General features: G+C 62.4%; 18 protein-coding genes. 4 read left to right on the top strand and 14 right to left on the bottom strand.

Features of this window, described 5'->3' with window-relative positions:
- Positions 1-69: 69 nt before the first annotated feature.
- From GC425_RS03785 to GC425_RS03830, 10 genes are all read right to left on the bottom strand, one after another.
- The gene (locus GC425_RS03785) at positions 70-1,011 is read right to left on the bottom strand and encodes a hypothetical protein (protein ID WP_151843777.1); all 942 of its coding nucleotides are present in this window, start codon (positions 1,009-1,011) and stop codon (positions 70-72) included.
- 242 nt (positions 1,012-1,253) lie between these two features.
- Positions 1,254-2,069: an ATP-binding cassette domain-containing protein gene (locus GC425_RS03790; RefSeq protein ID WP_151843776.1), complete on the bottom strand. Its 816-nt coding sequence runs from the start codon at positions 2,067-2,069 to the stop codon at positions 1,254-1,256.
- The gene (locus GC425_RS03795; RefSeq protein WP_231699669.1) at positions 2,066-3,070 is read right to left on the bottom strand and encodes an ABC transporter permease; all 1,005 of its coding nucleotides are present in this window, start codon (positions 3,068-3,070) and stop codon (positions 2,066-2,068) included. Before GC425_RS03795 ends, GC425_RS03790 begins: the two co-directional genes overlap by 4 nt.
- The gene (locus GC425_RS03800) at positions 3,067-4,074 is read right to left on the bottom strand and encodes a substrate-binding domain-containing protein (protein ID WP_231699668.1); all 1,008 of its coding nucleotides are present in this window, start codon (positions 4,072-4,074) and stop codon (positions 3,067-3,069) included. The genes GC425_RS03795 and GC425_RS03800 overlap by 4 nt, the downstream gene beginning before the upstream one ends.
- 94 nt (positions 4,075-4,168) lie before the next feature.
- Entirely contained in the window at positions 4,169-5,455 is a 1,287-nt protein-coding gene (locus GC425_RS03805; RefSeq protein ID WP_151843774.1) for an adenosine deaminase, read from the bottom strand.
- A gap of 33 nt (positions 5,456-5,488) precedes the next feature.
- The gene (locus GC425_RS03810; RefSeq protein WP_151843773.1) at positions 5,489-6,589 is read right to left on the bottom strand and encodes a YhjD/YihY/BrkB family envelope integrity protein; all 1,101 of its coding nucleotides are present in this window, start codon (positions 6,587-6,589) and stop codon (positions 5,489-5,491) included.
- Between the two features lie 150 nt (positions 6,590-6,739).
- The gene (gene trpS / locus GC425_RS03815; RefSeq protein ID WP_151842085.1) at positions 6,740-7,789 is read right to left on the bottom strand and encodes a tryptophan--tRNA ligase; all 1,050 of its coding nucleotides are present in this window, start codon (positions 7,787-7,789) and stop codon (positions 6,740-6,742) included.
- A gap of 11 nt (positions 7,790-7,800) precedes the next feature.
- The gene (locus GC425_RS03820) at positions 7,801-8,538 is read right to left on the bottom strand and encodes a trimeric intracellular cation channel family protein (protein WP_202879019.1); all 738 of its coding nucleotides are present in this window, start codon (positions 8,536-8,538) and stop codon (positions 7,801-7,803) included.
- Positions 8,535-9,602 (bottom strand): exodeoxyribonuclease III, encoded by a 1,068-nt coding sequence (locus tag GC425_RS03825; RefSeq protein WP_151843771.1) that lies wholly within the window; start codon positions 9,600-9,602, stop codon positions 8,535-8,537. The genes GC425_RS03820 and GC425_RS03825 overlap by 4 nt, the downstream gene beginning before the upstream one ends.
- 24 nt (positions 9,603-9,626) lie before the next feature.
- Positions 9,627-10,901, bottom strand: coding sequence for an MFS transporter (locus GC425_RS03830; protein ID WP_151843770.1), 1,275 nt, complete (start codon positions 10,899-10,901; stop codon positions 9,627-9,629).
- A 177-nt stretch (positions 10,902-11,078) separates the two neighbouring features.
- Here GC425_RS03830 and GC425_RS03835 point away from each other — a divergent pair, with 177 nt between their 5' ends.
- The 3 genes from GC425_RS03835 to GC425_RS03845 all read left to right on the top strand — a co-directional run bounded on the left by GC425_RS03835 (position 11,079) and on the right by GC425_RS03845 (position 15,949).
- Positions 11,079-13,295: an NADP-dependent isocitrate dehydrogenase gene (locus GC425_RS03835; RefSeq protein WP_151843769.1), complete on the top strand. Its 2,217-nt coding sequence runs from the start codon at positions 11,079-11,081 to the stop codon at positions 13,293-13,295.
- Positions 13,296-13,435: 140 nt separating this feature from the next.
- Positions 13,436-14,761 carry an O-acetylhomoserine/O-acetylserine sulfhydrylase gene (locus GC425_RS03840; protein WP_151843768.1) on the top strand — a complete coding sequence of 442 codons (1,326 nt, stop codon included), beginning with the start codon at positions 13,436-13,438 and terminating at the stop codon, positions 14,759-14,761.
- Between the two features lie 21 nt (positions 14,762-14,782).
- Complete coding sequence (locus GC425_RS03845; protein ID WP_151843767.1) at positions 14,783-15,949, top strand: homoserine O-acetyltransferase; 1,167 nt, start codon at positions 14,783-14,785, stop codon at positions 15,947-15,949.
- A gap of 32 nt (positions 15,950-15,981) precedes the next feature.
- On the opposite strand, the gene GC425_RS03850 is transcribed toward GC425_RS03845, so the two are convergent.
- The 3 genes from GC425_RS03850 to GC425_RS03860 are packed head-to-tail and all read right to left on the bottom strand — an operon-like array spanning position 15,982 to position 17,737.
- Complete coding sequence (locus GC425_RS03850) at positions 15,982-16,347, bottom strand: DUF3017 domain-containing protein (RefSeq protein ID WP_225723483.1); 366 nt, start codon at positions 16,345-16,347, stop codon at positions 15,982-15,984.
- 22 nt (positions 16,348-16,369) lie between these two features.
- A complete protein-coding gene (locus GC425_RS03855; protein WP_151842092.1) occupies positions 16,370-17,224 on the bottom strand; it encodes a bifunctional methylenetetrahydrofolate dehydrogenase/methenyltetrahydrofolate cyclohydrolase in 855 nt (284 codons plus the stop codon).
- A gap of 27 nt (positions 17,225-17,251) precedes the next feature.
- A complete protein-coding gene (locus tag GC425_RS03860; RefSeq protein WP_151843766.1) occupies positions 17,252-17,737 on the bottom strand; it encodes a tRNA (cytidine(34)-2'-O)-methyltransferase in 486 nt (161 codons plus the stop codon).
- A gap of 108 nt (positions 17,738-17,845) precedes the next feature.
- On the opposite strand from GC425_RS03860, the gene GC425_RS03865 reads away from it, so the two are divergent.
- On the top strand, positions 17,846-18,952 hold the full coding sequence (locus tag GC425_RS03865) for a DUF4272 domain-containing protein (RefSeq protein WP_192930345.1): 1,107 nt from the start codon (positions 17,846-17,848) through the stop codon (positions 18,950-18,952).
- A 6-nt stretch (positions 18,953-18,958) separates the two neighbouring features.
- On the opposite strand, the gene GC425_RS03870 is transcribed toward GC425_RS03865, so the two are convergent.
- A complete protein-coding gene (locus GC425_RS03870; RefSeq protein WP_151843764.1) occupies positions 18,959-20,167 on the bottom strand; it encodes a PHB depolymerase family esterase in 1,209 nt (402 codons plus the stop codon).
- Between the last annotated feature and the right edge of the window lie 75 nt (positions 20,168-20,242).

A 20,242-nucleotide genomic window follows, 5' to 3' on the forward strand; every position in this document is an offset into this window, starting at 1 on the left:
TGCGATAAGCGCACGTGCTGTGGTTAACGTAGATGATGTGTGAAGCGTGATACCTATTTACGCAGATGCTTACTTACACAAAGGCAGCTGCAGTCGCAGCGTCTCTGCGTCGTTTCCGGTGATCAACAGCGCCAGATCATTCTGGTCCGTCGGCCACACGGCATATGTGGGCTTGGAGTTTCCCTGCACTTCCGCGGACTTCGCTGTGCACTTGCCGTTGTCCAGGGTCTCAACATCCTCGGTCGGCAGGTACTTCTCCCGGTCTTGCGCGGAATCGAACTGGACCACGCTCAAGACCGTGTCCTTATCTCCGCACAGGATCTTGCCGGTCTGATCCCTGTCAGGATCCGCACCTTGGCACTTCAGCCCATGCCAGCCCTTCGCATTCTGGCGATCACTCACCAGCTTGGGGAACGCTTCCTTCAGTTCCTGCTGCGTGCCCTTCCACTCCGGGGAGAGCACGAAGAAGTACACTGCCGTACCCGCGCCACCGAGCGCCAGCAACGTCACCAAAAGAATGGCGGCGATTAGCCCGCCCTTTTTCTTCTTCGGCTGCTCTTGAGGCTGCTGATACTGCGCCTGGTACCCCTGCTGCGCACCATAGCCGTAGCCCTGCTGCGGGTCCGGCTGCTGCAGCGTAGGCGGAGCCTGCCGATATTGCGGTGGTTCCGGCTGCGGCTTCTGATTCCGCGGCGTCACGACGGGAATCTCGCCAGTGTCCGTGCTGGAGCTTGCCTCTGCACTGGAGCCGCTACCCGGCGTGGGCATCTCAGCCAGCTTCTTTAAGTCCCTCACGGTCACGTCGGAGGCCTGGGGGTCGGAGAGTTTGGCGTCGTACATTGCTCGTTTACGGTCGTTACCCAGCACCTCGCGGGCGATGTCCAGCTCGGCCTTGCCGCCCTTATTCGGGTACGTCCCGGACGCCAACATCGCATCAATCGCAGCCCGCAGAGAGTCACTGGATTCGGTGGAGCTTAACCCTAAACTCCGATACAGGTCATAATGTGCCACTACATCACCTCGCTTGAACATCACACACAACATCCTGAGAAAACGCTCAGAATGTTGCAATTCTTTCACAGCATAGCCCGCCGGCGGCCCCCGCACCGACCCTTTGGGGATCCCTCCCCTCAATAAGGTGTGGCTAACACGGCGAGGAGTAATCAACCTCGTTGTTAAGGATCCGAGTATTACCCCCAGTCACCGCCGCAGCAGACACAATCCGGCGAGGTCGTCACCGATATCCACTACGGCTAGCGTTCCAGTTCGTGGGACAAAGTATCCAATTCCCCGCCGCCGGCCATCTCCAGGGTGAGTTGCTCCAGGGTCACGTCGGTGTAGCTGGCATCCAAGGTCTGGCGGCCCATGTTCAGCAGCACGAAGTGGTGCCCCACCAGATGGGCGTGGTGCGGGTTGTGGGTGATGAGGATGACGGCCACGCCGCGATCCGCCGCGGCCTTCACAAACCGCAGCACCATGCCGGATTGCTTCACGCCGAGCGCCGCGGTGGGCTCGTCCAGGATCAGCACGCGCGCGCCGAAGTACAAGGCGCGGGCGATCGCCACCACCTGGCGCTGCCCGCCGGACAGGTTCGCAATCTCCATGTCCACGTTGGGAAGGTCGATGCCCATCTTCTTCAGCTCGTCGGCGGCAATGCTGCGCATCTGATCGGCCTTGAGGGTTCCGAATCGGCCGGTGAGTTCCTGACCGAGGAAGAAATTGCGCCACACGGACATCTGTCCCACCACCGCCAGGTCCTGGTAGACCGTGGCGATTCCGCGGTCCAGGGAGTCCTTCGGGCTTTTAAAGTGGACTTCTTCGCCATCCACTAAGAGCTGGCCCGCGCTGTGCGGGTGGCGGCCGGCCAGGATTTTAATCAGCGTGGATTTACCCGCGCCGTTATCCCCCAGCACGCACGTCACCTGGCCGGGAATAATAGTGAGATTAATGTCCTTCAGGATTGAGATATCCCCATAAGCTTTATCCACGCCCACTAGTTGGACAATGGGCTCTGGGTTCGCGGATGCTGCCTCTGGGTTGGCGGGCGCTGCCGTGTTGTGGTCACTCATTTGCGCTCCTTGGTGAACTTAGAAACGGAGTTATTGGTCAGCACGGCAAAGAGCAGCATCGCACCTAAGAAGAACTTGAACCAATCGGGGTTCCAGCCGGCGTACACAATGCCCTGGCTGGTCATGCCGAAAATGAGGGCGCCCACGGCTGTGCCAATGGCGGTTCCTCGGCCACCGGTCATGGAGCAGCCACCGATCACGGCCGCGATGATGTAGATGAACTCATTGCCCACGCCCTGGCCGGCCTGAATGGAATCGAAGGCGAAGAGGTTGTGCATACCCACAAACCAGGTGGCGAAGCCGACCAGCATGAACAGGATAATCTTCACCCTGCGTACGGGAACGCCCACGGCACGGGCGGCTTCCGCGTCGCCACCGACGGCGAAGATCCAGTTGCCGAAGCGCGTCTTAAACAGCACAAAGGATGCGATAGCCACGAACAGCAGCCACCACAGTACCGTGATCTTGACCTCTACCCCACCGATCGTCAGGGAGGAGGCAAAGACCGCCCGGGCTGAGTTGAAGCCTTCCATGTCCGCAATGGACGGAGTGGCCACCTGGCCGGTCACCAGCTTGGTGACCGCCAGGTTGATGCCCTGCAGGCCTAAGAACACGGACAACGTAATCAGGAAGCTGGCAATGCCCGTGCGCGTGACCATGTAGCCGTTGAACGCACCAATGGCCAGCGCGATCAGCAGGGACAGGAACACGCCCACCCAGGATTTCAGGCCAAAGTTGTAGTTCAGCATCGTCGCCGCCAGCGCGGAGGTGGTCACTGCCACGCCGGAGGAGAGGTCAAACTCATCGCCGATCATCAGCAGCCCCACCGCCACGGCGATGATACCGATGGTGGAGGCCGAATACAGCACGGTCGCTACGGCCGAGAGCTGGCGGAAAGGCTCAGCCACGATCATGAACAGAATGAAAATCGCCACCGCACCCAGAACGCTGGTGAACTCCGGACGTTTTAACACGCTGACCGTCATGTTTTTGAGAGTCATCGCAACCCCGCCTGTGCTGCGTCGGCGATGGTGTCCACGTTGGACTGATCAATGAAGCTGGGGCCGGTATAGACGGGCTGTCCGCCGCCCGGCATGGAGCCGTTGCGCTTCGCCAGCCATAGGGCGTCGATGGCCATGTATCCCTGCAGGTAGGGCTGCTGGTCGATCGCGAAGGCAATCTTTCCCTGCTGAATGGCGTTCACCAGCGCGGAGTCCGTATCGAACGTGGCGACTTTCGCCTGTGAGCCAGCGGCATCCGCTGCCTTCTGCGCGGTCATCGCCACGGGCGCCTGCAGGCCCATGATCCAGTCCACGCTCTTGTCCTGGGCAAGCTTGGCCTCCACGGTGGATTCCACACTGGTCAGATCCATCCCGTTGACATAGAGGATTTCCATGGAGCCGGCGCTACCCAGCCCCTTCTTCACGCCCGCGCACCGGGACTCCTGAGAGGAGTTACCCTGCTCGTGGATGACACACAGCACCTTGCGGGCCTTTTCTTTCGCCAGGCGCTTCCCTGCCGCTTCCCCAGAGACGGTTTCGTCCTGTCCGAAGAAAGCAGAGATGCCGTACTTGCTGTAGTCGCTCATGCCGGCGTTCAGCCCCACCGTGGTGATGTTGTCCTGTGCGGCCTTGCGCGCGACGGGGCCGAGCGCGTCGGCGTTGGGCAGAGTCAGAGCGATGCCATCCACGTGGGAGTCGATCGCATTTTGCACAAGGTTCGCCTGCTCGGGCGCCTGGGGGTTGCTGGAGTAGCGCAGCTCCAGGTTGTTTTTCTTCGCGGCGTCCTCCGCGCCGGCGCGCACCAGGTCCCAGAAGGTGTCCCCCGGTGCGCCGTGGCTAATCATGGCCACGGTGTAGCGGGGAGTGTCCACTCCTCCGCCGGTGATGCCTGCGGCTTCTTTTGCTTGCTTCCCGCCGGTGGCGGAGCATCCCGCGGCCAAGGTCAGGACGCCGGCGAGGATCACCGCGCCCACGGCCTTTATTCTCTTTGTTGCACAGTCCACGGAATGTAGTTTTTCGCAGCTCATAGCTGCTAGTCAAACTACATCAAGGCTATCTAAAACGATTCAGATGCCCTCAGCGGGCTTTTTGTGCGCGTTACTTGTCCTCGTCGGACTCAGCGTCATCGTCCAGGCTCAATCCCAGCGTTTCCAACTCCGCCTTCAGCGTCTCCATGGACAGCTCCACGTCCTCCTCGCCCAATGCAGGCGCGCCGTGCAATCCCTTCAGACCATGGGACACGTGGGAGTGGGTGTGAGCGTGCTGGTCGTCCGCATCCTCATCCTCAGCAGACTCACCCAATCCGAGCTCCGCGAACGCTGGATATATCACCTCACGCAGCAGGTGCTGCTTCAGATCCTGATCCGCCCAGGCCGCATCCAAAGCATTCGTGGTGAATTCCAGGAATTGCCAATATTCGAAATCGAAATCCTCGGCCAAACGCACATATTCCTGGGTCATGGTGGTTCCAGAAACCAGGCGATTATCCGTATTAATGGACAAATTAAAGCCCATATCGTAGAGCAAATTAAATGGGTGATCGGCGATGGTATCGCACACTCCCGTTTGCGTATTCGACGTAGGACATACCTCTAGAAGAATCTGCTGATCGCGCATGAATCGCGCAACGGGACCCAATTCGATGCCGCTCATCGTCGCCTCGAAATCCTCGTAGACCCGTACGCCGTGACCGATGCGTCGTGCTCCCTGCCCCAGTGCGTCCTTCAGTGATTCGACGCCGTCCGCTTCACCTCCATGAATAGTGAACGGAACCAGGTTCTCCCGCAGGATCTGGAAGGCTTCGGCATGCTTGGACGGTGGGAATCCGAACTCTGCTCCGGCGATGTCGAATCCCACCACGTAGCCTTCGCCTGGGGAATGTGGGCCGTAGTTGTCCGCGGTCAGCTGGGCGATCTCCGCGGAGCGATCCGCGTGGCGCATAGCGCACAGGATCAAGCGGACGTGGATCTGGCCGCCGCGCTCTGCAACCAGGCGCTCGCCTTCCTTCACGCCCTGAACGGTGGCGTCCACCACCTGCTGCAGGGACAGCCCCTCGGATAGGTGCTGCTCTGGGGCGTAGCGCAGCTCTGCATAGACCACGTTGTCCGCAGCCAGGTCTTCCACGGCCTCCCGCGTCACGCGCACCAGCGACTCCTCGGTCTGCATCACCGCGGTGGTGTGGTCGAAGGTGGTGAGGTAGGTGGGCAGATCCCCCGAGTTCGCCGCGTCGTAGAACCACTGTTCCAACTTGTCGGGATCGGTGGTGGGCAGCTGGTAGCCGATCTTCTCGGCCAGCTCCACGATAGTTGCCGGACGGAGCCCGCCGTCCAGGTGGTCGTGGAGTTCTACCTTGGGAAGCTGTGCAATCACGTTGGGATCAATCATGACTGACCATTCTACAAGAGCTAGTTCTCTGGGCTACTTCTTACGTCCGCCCAGCAGCATGCCCAGGGCTCCGCCCATCAGCACGCCAATGGCAGCGCCCGATCCCACAAGCCCGGCGCGCACGGAGTCGTTAGAACCGGTACGCACTTCCTGGCGCACGCGGATGACCGCGGCGGACGGCACGGCGGGTGGCAGAAGCGCCAGAGATTCTGGGGTGGTGGCTGCCCATGCGGAGCAGTACAGGGTGATGCGCCAGATGAAGTACATCAGCACCATCAGACCGATGATCGGTCCGAAGGCCGCACCGGCGGGATTGCTCAGCGCGTTGGAGAAGAACATCGTGGCGAACTGCTTGAAGACCTCGAAGGCCACGGCGCCGATCACCGCTGCCTTGAAGACGGACTTGCGGTGAGTCTTCACGCGCGGCAGGGATCCCAGCATCCATGTGAACACCACGAAGTTGGCCAGCAAACCAACTACCAGGGCCACCCCGAAGGTGATGTAACGGATACCGGGGATGTCCTGCAGACCCACCAGGTCCAGCAGGCGGAGCGTCAAACCGGAGTTACCAATGGTGGTGACGGCAAACGCAACGATCAGGGCGATCAGCAGGCCAATGAGCACAATCAGGTCGGACAGCTTGCCCTTGATGAAGTTATCGGCGGTTCCGGAGACCTTCCACATGGAGGATGCGCCCATGCGCAGGTTTCCAATCCAGCTCAGGCCCGTCCAGAGGGCCAAGAGCAGACCGATGGAGAAGATGGATCCGGCCTGCTCGGTGGCCTGTTCCACGATGGAGTTCACCGTGTCCCCCATGCCGCCTTCGCCCATGGAGGAGATCTTCTCCGTCACGCTATCCATCATCTCTTGGTTTCCGGCCAGGACCATCAGGGTGATGGCCAGCACCAGCATGAGCAGTGGGAACATGGATAGTACAGAGAAGTAGGTAATGCCGGCGGCGAACTGGTTGCCGCCCTGATCGGTGTAGCGTTCCTGCATCCGCATGACGTGGTCGAACCACGGCCACTTCTCGCGGTACTTCTCTAGGGCCGGGGGCTCATCTTGACGTGTGCGCTCCACTCCGTAGTCATCCAAAGATTCCTTCGCCGGGCCGGTTGTGGTGTGCGTGGGCATAGGGAAAACGGGTCCTCTCAAAAACGCTAGAAATTCACAATTGCGCTAAAAAGCTACATCTCTAACGAAAATACCCTAAAGCGGGGCGACGGATCGGCGAAGAAGACTGGGGAAGGCTAGGGACGCCCGAGCGGGCTCACTCACACAGGCCTACTGGCCGGCGAGGAACCCTACCCGTTCGTAGACCTGCTCCACCGTCTTGGAGGCGATCTCACGTGCGCGTTCCGCTCCCCGCGCCAGCACGCGCTCCAGCTCCGCACGGTCGTTCATGTACTCGTCGAAGGACGCGCGCAGCGGTCCGCAGAACTCCTCTAGGACCTCGGCCGTGTCCTTTTTCAGGTCGCCGTATCCGGCACCGGAGTTCTGGTAGCCGGCCACGATCTCCTCAATGGTCTTGCCAGACATCGCCGACTGAATCACCAGAAGGTTAGACACGCCCGGCTTCTGTTCCTTGTCGTAGCGAATCTCACCATCGTTGTCCGTCACGGCCGAACGGATGCGCTTGGCGGAGACCTTCGGGTCATCCAAGAGGTTGATGAGTCCCTTGGGGTTGTCCGTGGACTTGGACATCTTGGCGGTGGGGTTTTGCAGGTCGTAGATCTTGGAGGCTCCCTCGGGGATGAACCCTTCCGGCACCACGAAGGTCTTCTTGTAGCGGGAGTTGAAACGCTCGGCCAGGTTGCGGGTCAGCTCCAGATGCTGGCGCTGATCCTCACCCACCGGCACCAGGTGTGGGCGGTACAGCAGGATGTCTGCCGCCATCAGCATGGGGTAAGCGTACAGGCCCGAGGTGGTGTTGTCATTGCCCTGCTTAGCGGACTTGTCCTTGAACTGCGTCATGCGGCGGGCTTCCCCGTCCCCGGTGATACACATGAGCACCCAGGCCAGCTGCGCGTGCTCAGGTACGTGGGACTGCACGAACAGCGTGGAACGCTCCGGGTCAATGCCCAAAGCCAGCAGTTGGGCCGCACCCGCCAGCGTGCGGGTGCGCAGATCCTTGGGGTTGTAGCCCGGAACGGTGATGGCGTGCTGGTCAGGGATGAAGTAGAACGCCTCGTAGTCATCCTGCAGTTGGATGAACTGTTTCACCGCTCCCAGGTAGTTACCCAGGTGGTAGGAATCGCTGGTGGGTTGCAAGCCGGAGACGACTCGCTGCTTCTTCACTGGTGCTGTACCTTCGGCTGCGTCGGGGTTGCTCATGCTGAACTACTTTACTCCCCTCGGTCACGCCGATTCTCACGCCTATTGGTGATCGTCCGCTTCTTGCGCACCCGCCGGCGAACACCGGCTTTGTTCAGCACCCACAGCGTCAGGCGCCCGGCGGGATCCCTCTGGTACTCCTTGTCCTGGTACTCGAAGACCGGCAGGGAGATGTTGTAGTAAATCGCCAGCAGGCGCAGCACAATCGCCACCACCAGCGTCACCATCACCGCTAGCTGCGTGCTGCCGGTGAAGGTCACCAGCCCGAAGTACAGGCACGCCGCCACGATCGCCACGCTGGCATACAGTTCCTCAGAGAACACCAACGGCACGCGGTCGCAGAAAATATCGCGCAGGATTCCGCCGAACACACCCGTGACCACCGCGGCCACGATCGCGATCAGCAGGCCGTGTCCTAAGGACATGGCCACCTGCGTACCCAGCACGGAAAACGCCGACAGGCCGATGGCGTCCAGCACCAGGAAGATGGTTCGGAAGTAGTCCATCAGGAAGCTGGCAAGCACCGTCAGCAACGCCGCCGCCAACACGATCATCAGGTAGATCGGCTCGGCGACCCACCGCATCGGGTAGTGATCCAGCAGCACATCCCTGACCACTCCCCCGCCGAAGGCGGTGACGGCAGCGATCATCATCACACCGAAGATGTCCATGCGCTGCCGGCCCGCCGCCAAAGCAGCGGTCATCGCCTCGGCGGTAATTCCAATGACGTAGAGGACGCTCAGCATCAGCTCGCCGCGTATTCGATGAGAACTGGGGAGTGATCGGACCACCGCTCCTCCACCGTGGCGGCCTTGTCCACGGCAGCGTTGGCGGCCGAGATGCCGCGCTGCGCAAGCTCGGACGTGGCGATCTGCAGGTCGATACGCCAGCCGGCGTCGTTGTTAAAGGCCTGGCCGCGCCACGTCCACCACGAGTACGGCCCGGATTCCTCGGGGCAGATCCGGCGGTGCACGTCGAACCACTTCGGGTACTGCGCCGCGCCGTCGTGCAGGCGCTTCGTGGCGGCCTCGCTGGGCTGGTAGTCCACGGCCCCGAAGAAGTGGCCGGGCACGCCGCCGGGGTTGCCCTTGGCGCCGAAGTCCAGCTCGTCGCCGATCTGGGTAGCGGAGTGCGGGTAGGTGCCCACCAGGTTGTCCAGGAAGGCTCGCTCGTCGGGGAGGAATCCGGATTTCGCACGATTGGCGCGCCAGTTCTTCAGGTCGGCGCGGCTGTGGCAGATGTTCCAGTCGCCGCCGACCACCATCTCCAGCTCCGTACCGGATTCGGCCTCCGTGGCGTAGTCATGCAGGTACTCGGAGAAGCTATCCAGGAAACGGTACTTCTCGTCCTGCTTTTCGCTGCCCACGCTGCCGCTGGGCAGGTACAGGCTCGCCACACGAACCGGGCCGAAGCTGGTGTCCACGGCGGCGCTGAGGAAACGACCGGCATCGTCGAACTCCTCGGCGCCCGCGTGGCCCTTCTCGCTAAAGCCCACGCGCACGTCGCTCAGCTCGCGGCGGGAGAGGATGCCCACCCCGGCGCGGCCCTTCGCGGCTGCCGGCGCGAGCTCCAGGTGCCAGCCCGCGTCCAGCGCAGGGCCAAGTGCCTTGTGGGCCTGATCCTGGTCTGCCCGGACTTCCTGCAGCAGTACCACGTCCGCGGGCGTGTCCTCCAGCCAGGGCAGAATGCCGTGGTTGTTCTCGTTGCGGACCTTGGCCGCCGCGCGGATGCCATTGACGTTGACCGTCGCGACCGTCAATGAATCCGACGCCGGCGTGCGTAACGAACCATAAGTAGCAGCTTGTTCAGACATATGCCCCAGCATAACGCGGTGGCCCTACACAGCAAGTGTCTTGGCTTTGTCGCCGTGCTTGCGGCGCAACAGGAAGGCGGGGATCCAGATCAGCGCGCCACAGAACGCCATCACGGCACCGGCCAGAGCCGGGGTGGAGTAACCCAGGCCCGCGGCGATCACCGCGCCACCGACCGCGGCGCCGGTGGCGTTCGCCGCGTTCAGCGCGGAGTGGTTCAGGGCCGCGGCCAGCGTCTGGGCGTCTCCGGCCACGTCCATCAGGCGCGTTTGGAGGCTGGGCACCAGCGCCGATCCGCCGAAGGCGATCACACCGAAGTTCACGATGCCCGCGACCGCATTGTGGGACGTGAAGTAGAACGCACTGAGCACCACGATCAAGAACAGCAGCGTGCTTAAGATCGTGTACTCCAGGTTGCGGTCGGCCAGCAGGCCGCCCACGTAGGTGCCGAGCATCATGCCGATGCCGTAGGTCATCAGCGCGATCCAGATCTTGTCGGCGGAAAAGCCGGCGTTTTCCGTCAGGGTCCAGGTGATGTAGGTGTACACGGCGAACATGCCGCCGAAGCCGACTGTGCCGATGGCCAGGGTGAACAGCACCTGGCTGTTGACCAGCGCGCCCAGTTCAGTGAGGGGCTTGGTCTTGGGCATGAGGGTCATGTGCGGAACCGTGAACCACAGGGCTGTGAAGGTCACCAGTCCGATGATGGCCACCATGAGGAATGCGGTGTTCCAGCCAAAGCGCACGCCGAGCCATTGCGCGATGGGCACGCCGATGACGGTAGCCACGGACAGGCCCATGGACACCAGGGCGATGGACTTTCCGCGCTTGCCCTCCGGCGCCATGGAGGCGGCGATGAGGGCGGTGACGGAGAAGTAGGCGCCGTGCGGGAAACCTGCGATGAAGCGGGACAGCAGCAGGACTTCATAGGAGTGCGCAAAGACCGTCATGGCGTTGCCGATGGTGAAGGCGGCCATGAGGATGAGAGCTAGGCGTCGACGGGGAATGGATCCAGTGAGCGTTGTAATCAGCGGGGCTCCCACGACCACGCCGAGCGCGTAGGCGGAAATGGCATGCCCAGCCTGGTCTTCGGTGATGCCGAAGTCCGTGGCCACCAGGTTGAGCAGGCCCATCGCCACGAATTCCGTGGTACCGATGCCGAACCCGCCCAACGCCATGGCGATCATTGTGATGATCCGACGCCGACGGCCCATCTCCGTCTGGCGCGGGATGGGCCGCCGCCGCAAACGTGGTGTGTGGGAGGTCGTGGGGGTGTTGGTGGTGGAAGAATTGCTATCCATGTATCTCGATGTATCTCCCGTGATAGTTCGGAAATGCTCTTAAAAAATAGTTATAAAAACTTTCGGAATATTACTGACAAGTCACCAACCCTACCCGTAAGATACACAGTTTGGTCTTTTGACGTATTGTTGTGAGGTAAACGTGAAAAATCGCAATAGCTAGGGAGACACAAGCCGATGGCTAAGATCATTTACACTCGCACCGACGAAGCCCCACTGTTAGCAACCTACTCCTTGTTGCCCATCGTTGAGGCCTTCGCTTCCACCACTGGCGTTGAGGTCGAGACGCGAGATATCTCTTTGGCTGCTCGCATCTTGGCAGCGTTTAATGACACGCTTCCCGAGGACCAACAGGTCAACGATGCGCTCGCCGAACTCGGCGAACTCGCCAAGGCCCCTGATGCCAACATCATCAAGCTTCCCAACATTTCCGCCTCCATTCCGCAGCTCAAGGCCGCTATCGCCGAGCTGCAGGCCGCTGGATACGACCTCCCGGATTACCCCTCCGAGGCCACCACGGAGGAAGAGAAGGACGCCCAGGCCCGCTATGACTCCGTCAAGGGCTCTGCCGTGAACCCGGTGTTGCGCGAAGGTAACTCCGACCGCCGCGCGCCGCGGGCGGTGAAGAACTTCGCCCGCAAGCACCCTCACTCCATGGGCGAGTGGTCCGCGGACTCGAAGACGAACGTGGCCACCATGGAGGCCAACGACTTCCGCCACAATGAGAAGTCCGTCATTATTCCCGCCGAGGACACCCTGACAATTCAGCTGGTGAAACCGAATGGTGAGACCGACGTATTAAAGGAATCCCTTCCCGTTCTGGAGCAGGAGATTATCGACGCTACCGTGCTGAACGCCGAGGCCTTGGATTCCTTCCTCCGCGCCCAGGTGTCCCGCGCGAAGGCGGAGGACGTGCTGTTGTCCGTGCACCTCAAGGCCACGATGATGAAGGTCTCCGATCCGATCATCTTCGGCCACGCAGTGCGCGCCTACTTCTCCGATGTCTACGCCGAGTACGGCGAGGAGCTGATGAAGGCCGGTCTGAACGGTGAGAATGGCCTGGCCGCGATCCTGGACGGCCTGGCTGACCTGGACAACGGCGAGGAGATCCGCGAGGCCTTCGACAAGGCCCTGGCCGATGGCCCTCGCCTGGCTATGGTGAACTCCGACAAGGGCATCACCAACCTCCACGTCCCATCCGACGTGATTGTGGACGCCTCCATGCCAGCCATGATCCGCACCAGCGGCCAGATGTGGAACAAGAACAACGAGACCGAGGACACCCTGGCTATCCTTCCGGACTCCTCCTACGCAGGCCTGTACCAGGTGGTCATCGACGATTGCCGCAAGAACGGCGCCTTCGACCCCACCACCATGGGCTCCGTGCCGAACGTGGGTCTGATGGCACAGAAGGCCGAGGAGTACGGCTCCCACGACAAGACCTTCCGCATCAGCGACGCCGGCCGCGTCCAGGTCCTGAACTCCGCCGGTGACGTACTGCTGGAGCACGAGGTAGAGGCCGGAGACATCTGGCGCGCATGCCAGACCAAGGACATCCCACTGCAGGACTGGGTGAAGCTGGCCGTAACCCGCGCTGCTGCCACCGGAGCTCCCGCGGTGTTCTGGCTGGATCCGCAGCGCGCTCACGACCGCAACGTGGCCGACCAGGTAAAGAAGTACCTGAAGGATCACGACACGGACGGCCTGGACATCCGCATCATGTCCCCGGAGGAGGCGTGCCAGTTCTCCCTGGATCGCATCCGCAAGGGCGAGGACACGATCTCCGTGACCGGTAACGTGCTGCGCGACTACCTGACGGACCTGTTCCCCATCATGGAGCTGGGCACCTCCGCCAAGATGCTGTCCGTGGTTCCGCTGATCGCCGGTGGTGGACTGTTCGAAACCGGTGCCGGCGGCTCCGCCCCGAAGCACGTGCAGCAGCTCCAGGAGGAAAACCACCTGCGCTGGGATTCCCTGGGAGAGTTCCTGGCCCTGGCCGAGTCTCTGCGCAAGCTGCAGGAGACGGACAACAACCCACGCACCCCGATCCTGGGCGACGCCCTGGACGCGGCGACCGAGTCCGTGCTGAACGAGGACAAGTCCCCCTCCCGTTCGGTGGGCGAGATCGACAACCGCGGTTCCCACTTCTACCTGGCGAAGTTCTGGGCTCGCGAGTTGGCTGAGCAGACCAAGGACAAGGAACTGGCGGAGATCTTCACCCCCGTGGCCGAGGCTCTGGAGGCCGAGGAGAAGACCATCGTGGCTGAGCTGGAGGAGAAGCAGGGCTCCCCTGCCGACCTCGGCGGCTACTACCGCCCATCCGACGAGAAGGCCAGTGCCGTGATGCGTCCTTCGGCAACCTTCAACAAGATCATCGACGACCTCAAGCGCTAGCCGCGCGCAGCGCACCCCCAAAGTAGACCAAGCTGTTCAGTTTGGTTGAGGGGGTGCACGCTGGGGAAACTTGGCGTCGAAAATAAAAAAATAGACAGAGCGGTTTACTTTAGGTGGTTCGGTGACGTAATCTTAGTCACATGCCTAAGTACAACAATGATGACCTGTCCAACTGGGGCTTTGCCACCCGCCAAATCCACGCCGGCCAGAGCGTAGACGAGACGGGGGCGCGCAACCTACCCATACACTTCACCTCCAGCTACGTTTTTAACGACGCCCAGCATGCGCAACAACGCTTCGCGCTGGAAGACCCCGGCCCGATATACACTCGGCTAACCAACCCCACCGTGGAGGTAGTCGAGCAGCGTATCGCCAACCTCGAAGGTGGCGTGTACGCCGTAGCCTTCGCCTCCGGAATGGCTGCCGAAACCGCGGCCATTCTAAACCTGGCCCGCTCCGGCGACCACATCGTGGCCAGCCCCCGCCTGTACGGCGGCACCGAGACGCTGCTGCTGGTGACCCTGCCGAAGCTCGGCATCACCACCACGTTCGTGGACAACCCTGACGACCCCGAGTCCTGGGCCGCCGCAGTACAGCCCAACACCAAAGCCTTCTTCGGAGAGACCTTCGCCAACCCGCAGGCCGACGTGCTGGACATCCCAGCCGTCGCAGAGGTTGCCCACCGCCACAACGTGCCGCTGATCGTGGACAACACCATCGCCACGGCCGTGCTAGCCCGCCCGCTGGAACTGGGCGCGGACATTGTGGTGGCGTCCCTGACCAAGTTCTACACCGGCAACGGCTCCGGCATCGGCGGCATCCTGGTGGACGGCGGCACCTTCGACTGGACCGTCGAGGTAGACGGCGAGCCGGTGTTCCCCGACTTCGTGAACCCGGATCCCGCCTACCACGGCCTGAAGTACGCCGACTTGGGCCCCACCGCCTACGGTCTCAAGGCCCGCGCGGGCCTGCTGCGCGATACCGGCGCCCCACTGTCCCCTTTCAACGCCTGGGTGGTGGCGCAAGGCCTGGACACCCTGAGCCTGCGCGTGCGTCAGCACAACGCCAATGCACTGAAGGTGGCGGAATACCTCCAGGGCAAGGAGCAGGTGGCCACGGTCAACTACGCTGGTCTGGAAAGCTCCCCCTGGTACAGCGTGAAGGAGAAGCTGGGCCTGGAGTACACCGGGTCCGTCCTGTCCTTCGACCTCAACACCGGCGACAAGGACCCGAAGGCCACCGCCTGGGCGTTCATCGACGCCCTGCAGCTGCACTCCAACCTGGCGAACATCGGTGATGTGCGCTCGCTGGTGGTGCACCCGGCCTCCACCACGCACTCTCAGTCCACGGAGGAGAACCTGGCTAACGCGGGTATCTCCCAGGCAACCGTTCGCCTGTCCGTGGGTATTGAGGACATTGAGGACATCCTCGCTGACCTAGACAAGGGCTTCGCCGCCATCTCATAAGGCCTCTTCTAAGGATCCCCCATGCACTACGATCTTCTCCCCGCCACGGGTGGCTACACGGACATCGCCATCGGAGACCTCGTCACCGAGGCCGGTGTGACCATCCCCGAGGTTAGCCTGCGACTGCACGCGTTCTACACCGCGACCGAGGGCGATGCGGACTACGCCGAGTTTTCGGCAGGGCCGCTGCCCGGAACCGATCTGCGCCAGCGGCCCATCATCCTGGTGGAACACGCCCTGACCGGCAACGGCAACGTGGTGGACTGGTGGGAAGACATGGTGGGAGAAGGCAAGCCCATCGACACGAACCGCTACCTGGTGCTCTGCGCCAACGTCCTGGGCGGCTGCGACGGCTCCACGGGGCCCAGCAGCCCGCACCCCGACGGCAAGGCGTGGGGTTCCCGCTTCCCCGGCCTGTCCATCCGCGACATGGTCACCGCGGAGAAGAAGATGCTAGAGGTTCTGGGCATCACCCAGGTCCATGCCATCATTGGCGCCTCCATGGGCGGGGCGCGCACCCTGGAGTGGACGCTGATGTACCCGGACACGGTGCTGGCGGCGCTGCCGATCGCGGTCTCCGCCCGCGCCTCGGCATGGCAGATCGGAATCCAATCCACCCAGATCCGCTTCATCGAGGCGGACCCGCACTGGCAGGGTGGAGACTACTACGGCACCGGGCTCACCCCCTCCGAGGGCATGGGTCAGGCCCGTCGCATCGCGCACCTCACCTACCGCGGTGAGCTGGAAATCGACGAGCGCTTCGGTACCGACCCACAGGTGGGCGAAAATCCCCTGGGCCCCTACCGCAGCCCCGACCAGCGCTTTGCCGTGGAGAGCTACCTGGACCTGCACGCCGAGCGTTTGAAGAAGCGCTTCGACCCCGGCACCTATGCAGTACTGACGGATGCACTGAACCGCCACGACGTGGGGCGCGGACGCAACGGCATGAACGCCGCGTTGGGATCCAGCCAGGTGCCGACCATGGTGGTGGGCGTGGACACGGACATCCTGTACCCGCTGCACCAGCAGGAACACCTCTCCCGTAATCTGGGCGACTTCATTGGGCTGTCCAAGATCACCTCCCCCACCGGCCACGATGGCTTCCTGATCGAAAGCCGCCAGATGGGGCAGATTCTGGTGAAGTTCCTGGGGAAAGTGGAGCAGCTGAGCGCCAAGCCTGTGGAGTAGCGCTGGGCTGGTGAGGCTGGGCCGGTGCTGCGTTAAATCAGCGGGTCCACACTCAAGGCCAGGAAGCCGATCATCACCCCCAGGCTGAGCGTGAAGCAGCAATCAAACTTCCGCGAGCGCACAGCCAACACCCCCATAATGCGGGAATCCACCACCCAGCGGATCAGCCCGAGGTACACCAACGCCAGGCTCAACAACATCGAGCCGCGTCGCCAGTGATCCAGCAGCAACAACACCGCCACCCCCACCAGGGCCGCCACAAAGAGAAACACCAACGCCCGCTGGAGGCCGCTGCCCAACTTAGATGCGGGAACCGCCCGATCATGGGGGTTCTCCAACAGTTGGGCACGGGCACTACCAATATGCGGATGCTCCGGCTGCTCCTTGTGCGATGACACCTCGAACTCTTTTCCTCGCGCGTTACTGCGTAGCGCGCTCGGCACGCTCCACCACGTTAGACACCAAGAACGCGCGGGTCAGCGGGCCCACTCCGCCGGGGTTCGGGGAAATAAACCCGGCCACATCCCAGCACTCCGGGGCCACGTCGCCGGCAAGCTTGCCGTCCTCGCCGCGGGACACTCCCACGTCCAAGATGGCCGCCCCTGGCTTAATCATGTCCGCCGTCAGCATGTGTGGTACGCCAGCGGCCGCGACGATCACGTCGGCGTTGCGGGTCTCCGCCGCCAGATCCTGGGTGCCCGTGTGACACAGCGTGGTGGTGGCGTTCTCGCTGCGGCGAGTAAGCATCAGCCCGATGGGGCGTCCCACAGTCACGCCGCGGCCGATGACGACCACCTTGGCGCCGTCCAGTGGGATGTCATAGCGACGCAGCAGGCTGATCGCACCGTTGGGCGTGCACGGCAGGGGTGCCGGCTCGTTCAACACCAGCTTGCCCAGGTTCACGGGGTGCAGGCCATCGGCATCCTTGGCGGGGTCGATGCGCTCCAGCACGGCGTTCTCATCCAGGTGCTTCGGCAGGGGAAGCTGCACAATGTAGCCCGTGACCTCGGGGTCCGCGTTCAGCTCGTCGATCACCGCGTGCAGATCCTCCTGGGAGATGTCCGCCGGCAGATCCTTGCGGATGGACTTCACGCCGATCTGCTCGCAGTCCTTGTGCTTCATGCGCACGTAGGAGTGGCTGGCGGGGTCATCGCCGACCAGCACCGTGGCCAAGCCAGGGGTAATGCCTTTGTCCTTGAGCGCAGCGACGCGCTGTTCGAGATCCGCGAAAATCTCATCGCGGAACATCTTTCCATCAAGTTTGGTTGCAGCCATGACCACAATTATTCCACGAGCCGGGCGTTAACTCCCGCCGGGGTACCCCAGCTGACGCCACGCCTCATAAGCCGCGATGGACGCACAATTGGCCAGATTCATACTGCGCCGTGCAGGAAGCATGGGAATCCTCACCTGCTGAGTGATCCGCGGATCCGCCAAGGCCTCCTGGGACAGCCCATCCGATTCGCAGCCAAACAGCAACACATCCCCCTCCTGAAACTCCACATCCGTAAACGGCGTAGTGGCATGCGAACTAAAGGCAAACACCCGGGCCCCGCCCTGGTCAGCCAGCTGAGTCAGCACCTCATCCAGACTGTCGTGCTCCTCAACAACAGCCAGGTCGTGGTAATCCAGCCCGGCGCGTTTCAAGTTCTTATCCTGAAAGTCAAACAGGTATGGGCGCGCCAGATGCAGCACCGCGCCGGTACACGCGGCCAATCGGATGGCGTTGCCGGTGTTCTGGGGGATCTGCGGCTGGTCAAAAACAATGTGAAATGGCGGTGTGGTCACGCACCCACTCTAACCCCTTGCCCCTACACCCCGCGCTCTACACCTTTCTTCAGAGCCGTTCACCAAACCCCTTATGCCCCGGCGGCGCATCCACTAGCATCAACAACCATGAGCACTTTTCTGAACGCCTACTCCACCGTCACCCGCACCGTGGGCGGGTTCCCGCTGGAGCCCAGCAGCTTCCGCGTCGTCACTGCCTCGGCAACGGACCCAGATACTCGCGAGGAAGTCGAACACCTCTACCAGTTCGAGAACTTCATCCTGCGCCAAGGCTTTGAACGAGCAGGAACGATGACCGCCACGCTGCTGGCCACCCGCAATCACATTCGAAACACTCATTGCCACTACGTCTTTGAGGTGCCCGACACGTTCACCGTGGAAGATTTGGAAGTCTTTCGGGAGTGGGCTGAGGCGTCGAACTCCGTGTTCGTCATGCCCGATTTCTCCGTGCGCGACCCCCGCGGCGTTGACCTGCTGGACCCCCAGGTGGCGTACGGGTCGAACGCAGTGACCGCGCCCCGCCCAGGCAGCGCGATGGTGAGGATGCGCACCATCCGTGGAGACCTGTGGAACATAGGCATCAAGATTCCGCAGAACCTGCCGGCCGTGTGGAGCGAAGATGAGCTGCTGCTGCGCGACGCCGAAAGCGTGTTTAACCGCGCCGTCACCCTATCCGTGCTGGGCTCCATCGCCAAGCACGTCTCCGAGGGCAAGAGCGTACCCTTCGAGACCATCGAGGCTGGCTCGAAGCGGACGTTCACGCATCTCACGGACCATGAACGCAGTTTCGTCGACGCCGTCCGCCGTGCCCAACCCGCCGATGCAGGCGAAGTCGAGCAGCCCGTGACGTATGGATCCAAACTGATCGACGCCGCCCAGCCATGCCAGGACTTCGCCTTTGCAGCGGCGGAAACGCTGGGCTGGGTTGTGGGATTGACGCTGCAAGCCCCCCGCGAGATCAACACGCCGAACATCCCCGCCATGCGCAAGGCACTGCGCAGCGTGGATCGAGAGGGCAAGGATGCCTCTCAGCTGCCGATGCAACAGCTGGACCTGGTGGCCGACAACCTGGAGTACTCCACGTGCATGCGCTGGTGGGATGTGGAGCACCCACAAACCCCATCCCTGTCCAGCTTTATCAGCGCGCGCCTGCACGCGTTGACGTGGCTGAGCAGCCCCCACACCCCGTGGGATGACATTGAACTGGACGTGTAGGCTGTCTTAGCCCTGCGCCTTCTGCAGACCATGGCGAGTGAAAAACGCGATGATCTCGCTGGTGGCGGTCACCGCCGTGGTGTCCTGCGGGGCATCCCCCAGGGCCGAGGCGCCGCTCAATTGTTGGATTTCCCCAGGCCAGACGTGGCCGGCGTCGGTAATAGCAAGATGAACGATCTCGTTGCCCTCGGCGCAGTTCGTCCACTGCGTGCGCAACACACGGGGCGTTGCCGCGGTGGTGGTGGGCGCGGCCTCGCAACCTGAGCGCTGTGCATACAACGCCGTGGCCTTCGGCGCGGCCAGGTAGTCCGTGCGGTAGCGGTGCCCACCCTCGTATTTAATGCGGTCGTCCTGGCGGCCGTGAATCTCCAGGAACGGGATGGACGTGTTCCGGGGGAACTGAGTGTCCTGGGGGTTCGCACCGCCAGAGCTGCCATCCTGCTGCCCGGCGCAGCCAGACCACGTGTCCGTGTAGTAGGCGCCCGCCACGGACGCTACCGCGGCAAACATGTCCGGCATGTCGCACGCCATCTCGTACACGAAGCCGCCACCGTTGGACATGCCGGCGGCGAAGATTCGGTTATTGTCCACCTGATACGTGGACGCGATCTGGTCGATGATGTCCCGGGTGAACCACTGGTCCTGCTCCTTCGTGCTCTTCGCATAGGGAGCCCCCGCCCAGGACTTCTTGACGCCCAGCGGGTAGACCACGATCCCACCGGCTCGCTCCATCCCAGAGTAGCGGGAAATGTCCTGCGGGGATTCGTTGTAGCCGTGGTAAGTGAGGATCAGGGGCAGCGGATCGGCTATGTCCGCGCCGGTGCGCTGCGCGTTCTCGGGAACGTAAACGAGGTAACGCCGGTCCAGTCCCGCGGAGTTGATCCGCACCTCAGAAATGCGCCCCGGTTCCGGCAGGTTCTCCAGCGGCCGGGGATTATCCACCAGGCGCAGCTGCACGGGAATGTCCTGCGCGGACGGTCCGCTTTCCTTCACTCCCACGGCCTGCTGCAGCGGCGGGAGCATGCCGGGCTCCTGGATGCTGATGTGATGATCCCAGTCCGCCTGGTTCCAGCCCGTATATTTTTGGACGGCGGCACCCACCCCTGCCGATAGCGCGACTGCCGCAACGGCGCCGATCACACCGGCGATGGTACGGCGACGCCGACGGTTCACGTCGTCACGGGGAACGTCGCCACGGGATGGGGGAAAATGCACCCCTCTGATTGTTCTGGGAGCCGTTCCGATAGTCAACCCTCCTTCGTCGTTCTGTATCGGTATTGTGACGATATT

It is taken from the genome of Corynebacterium sp. zg254 (genome assembly GCF_024701495.1).
GTDB lineage: Bacteria > Actinomycetota > Actinomycetes > Mycobacteriales > Mycobacteriaceae > Corynebacterium > Corynebacterium zhongnanshanii.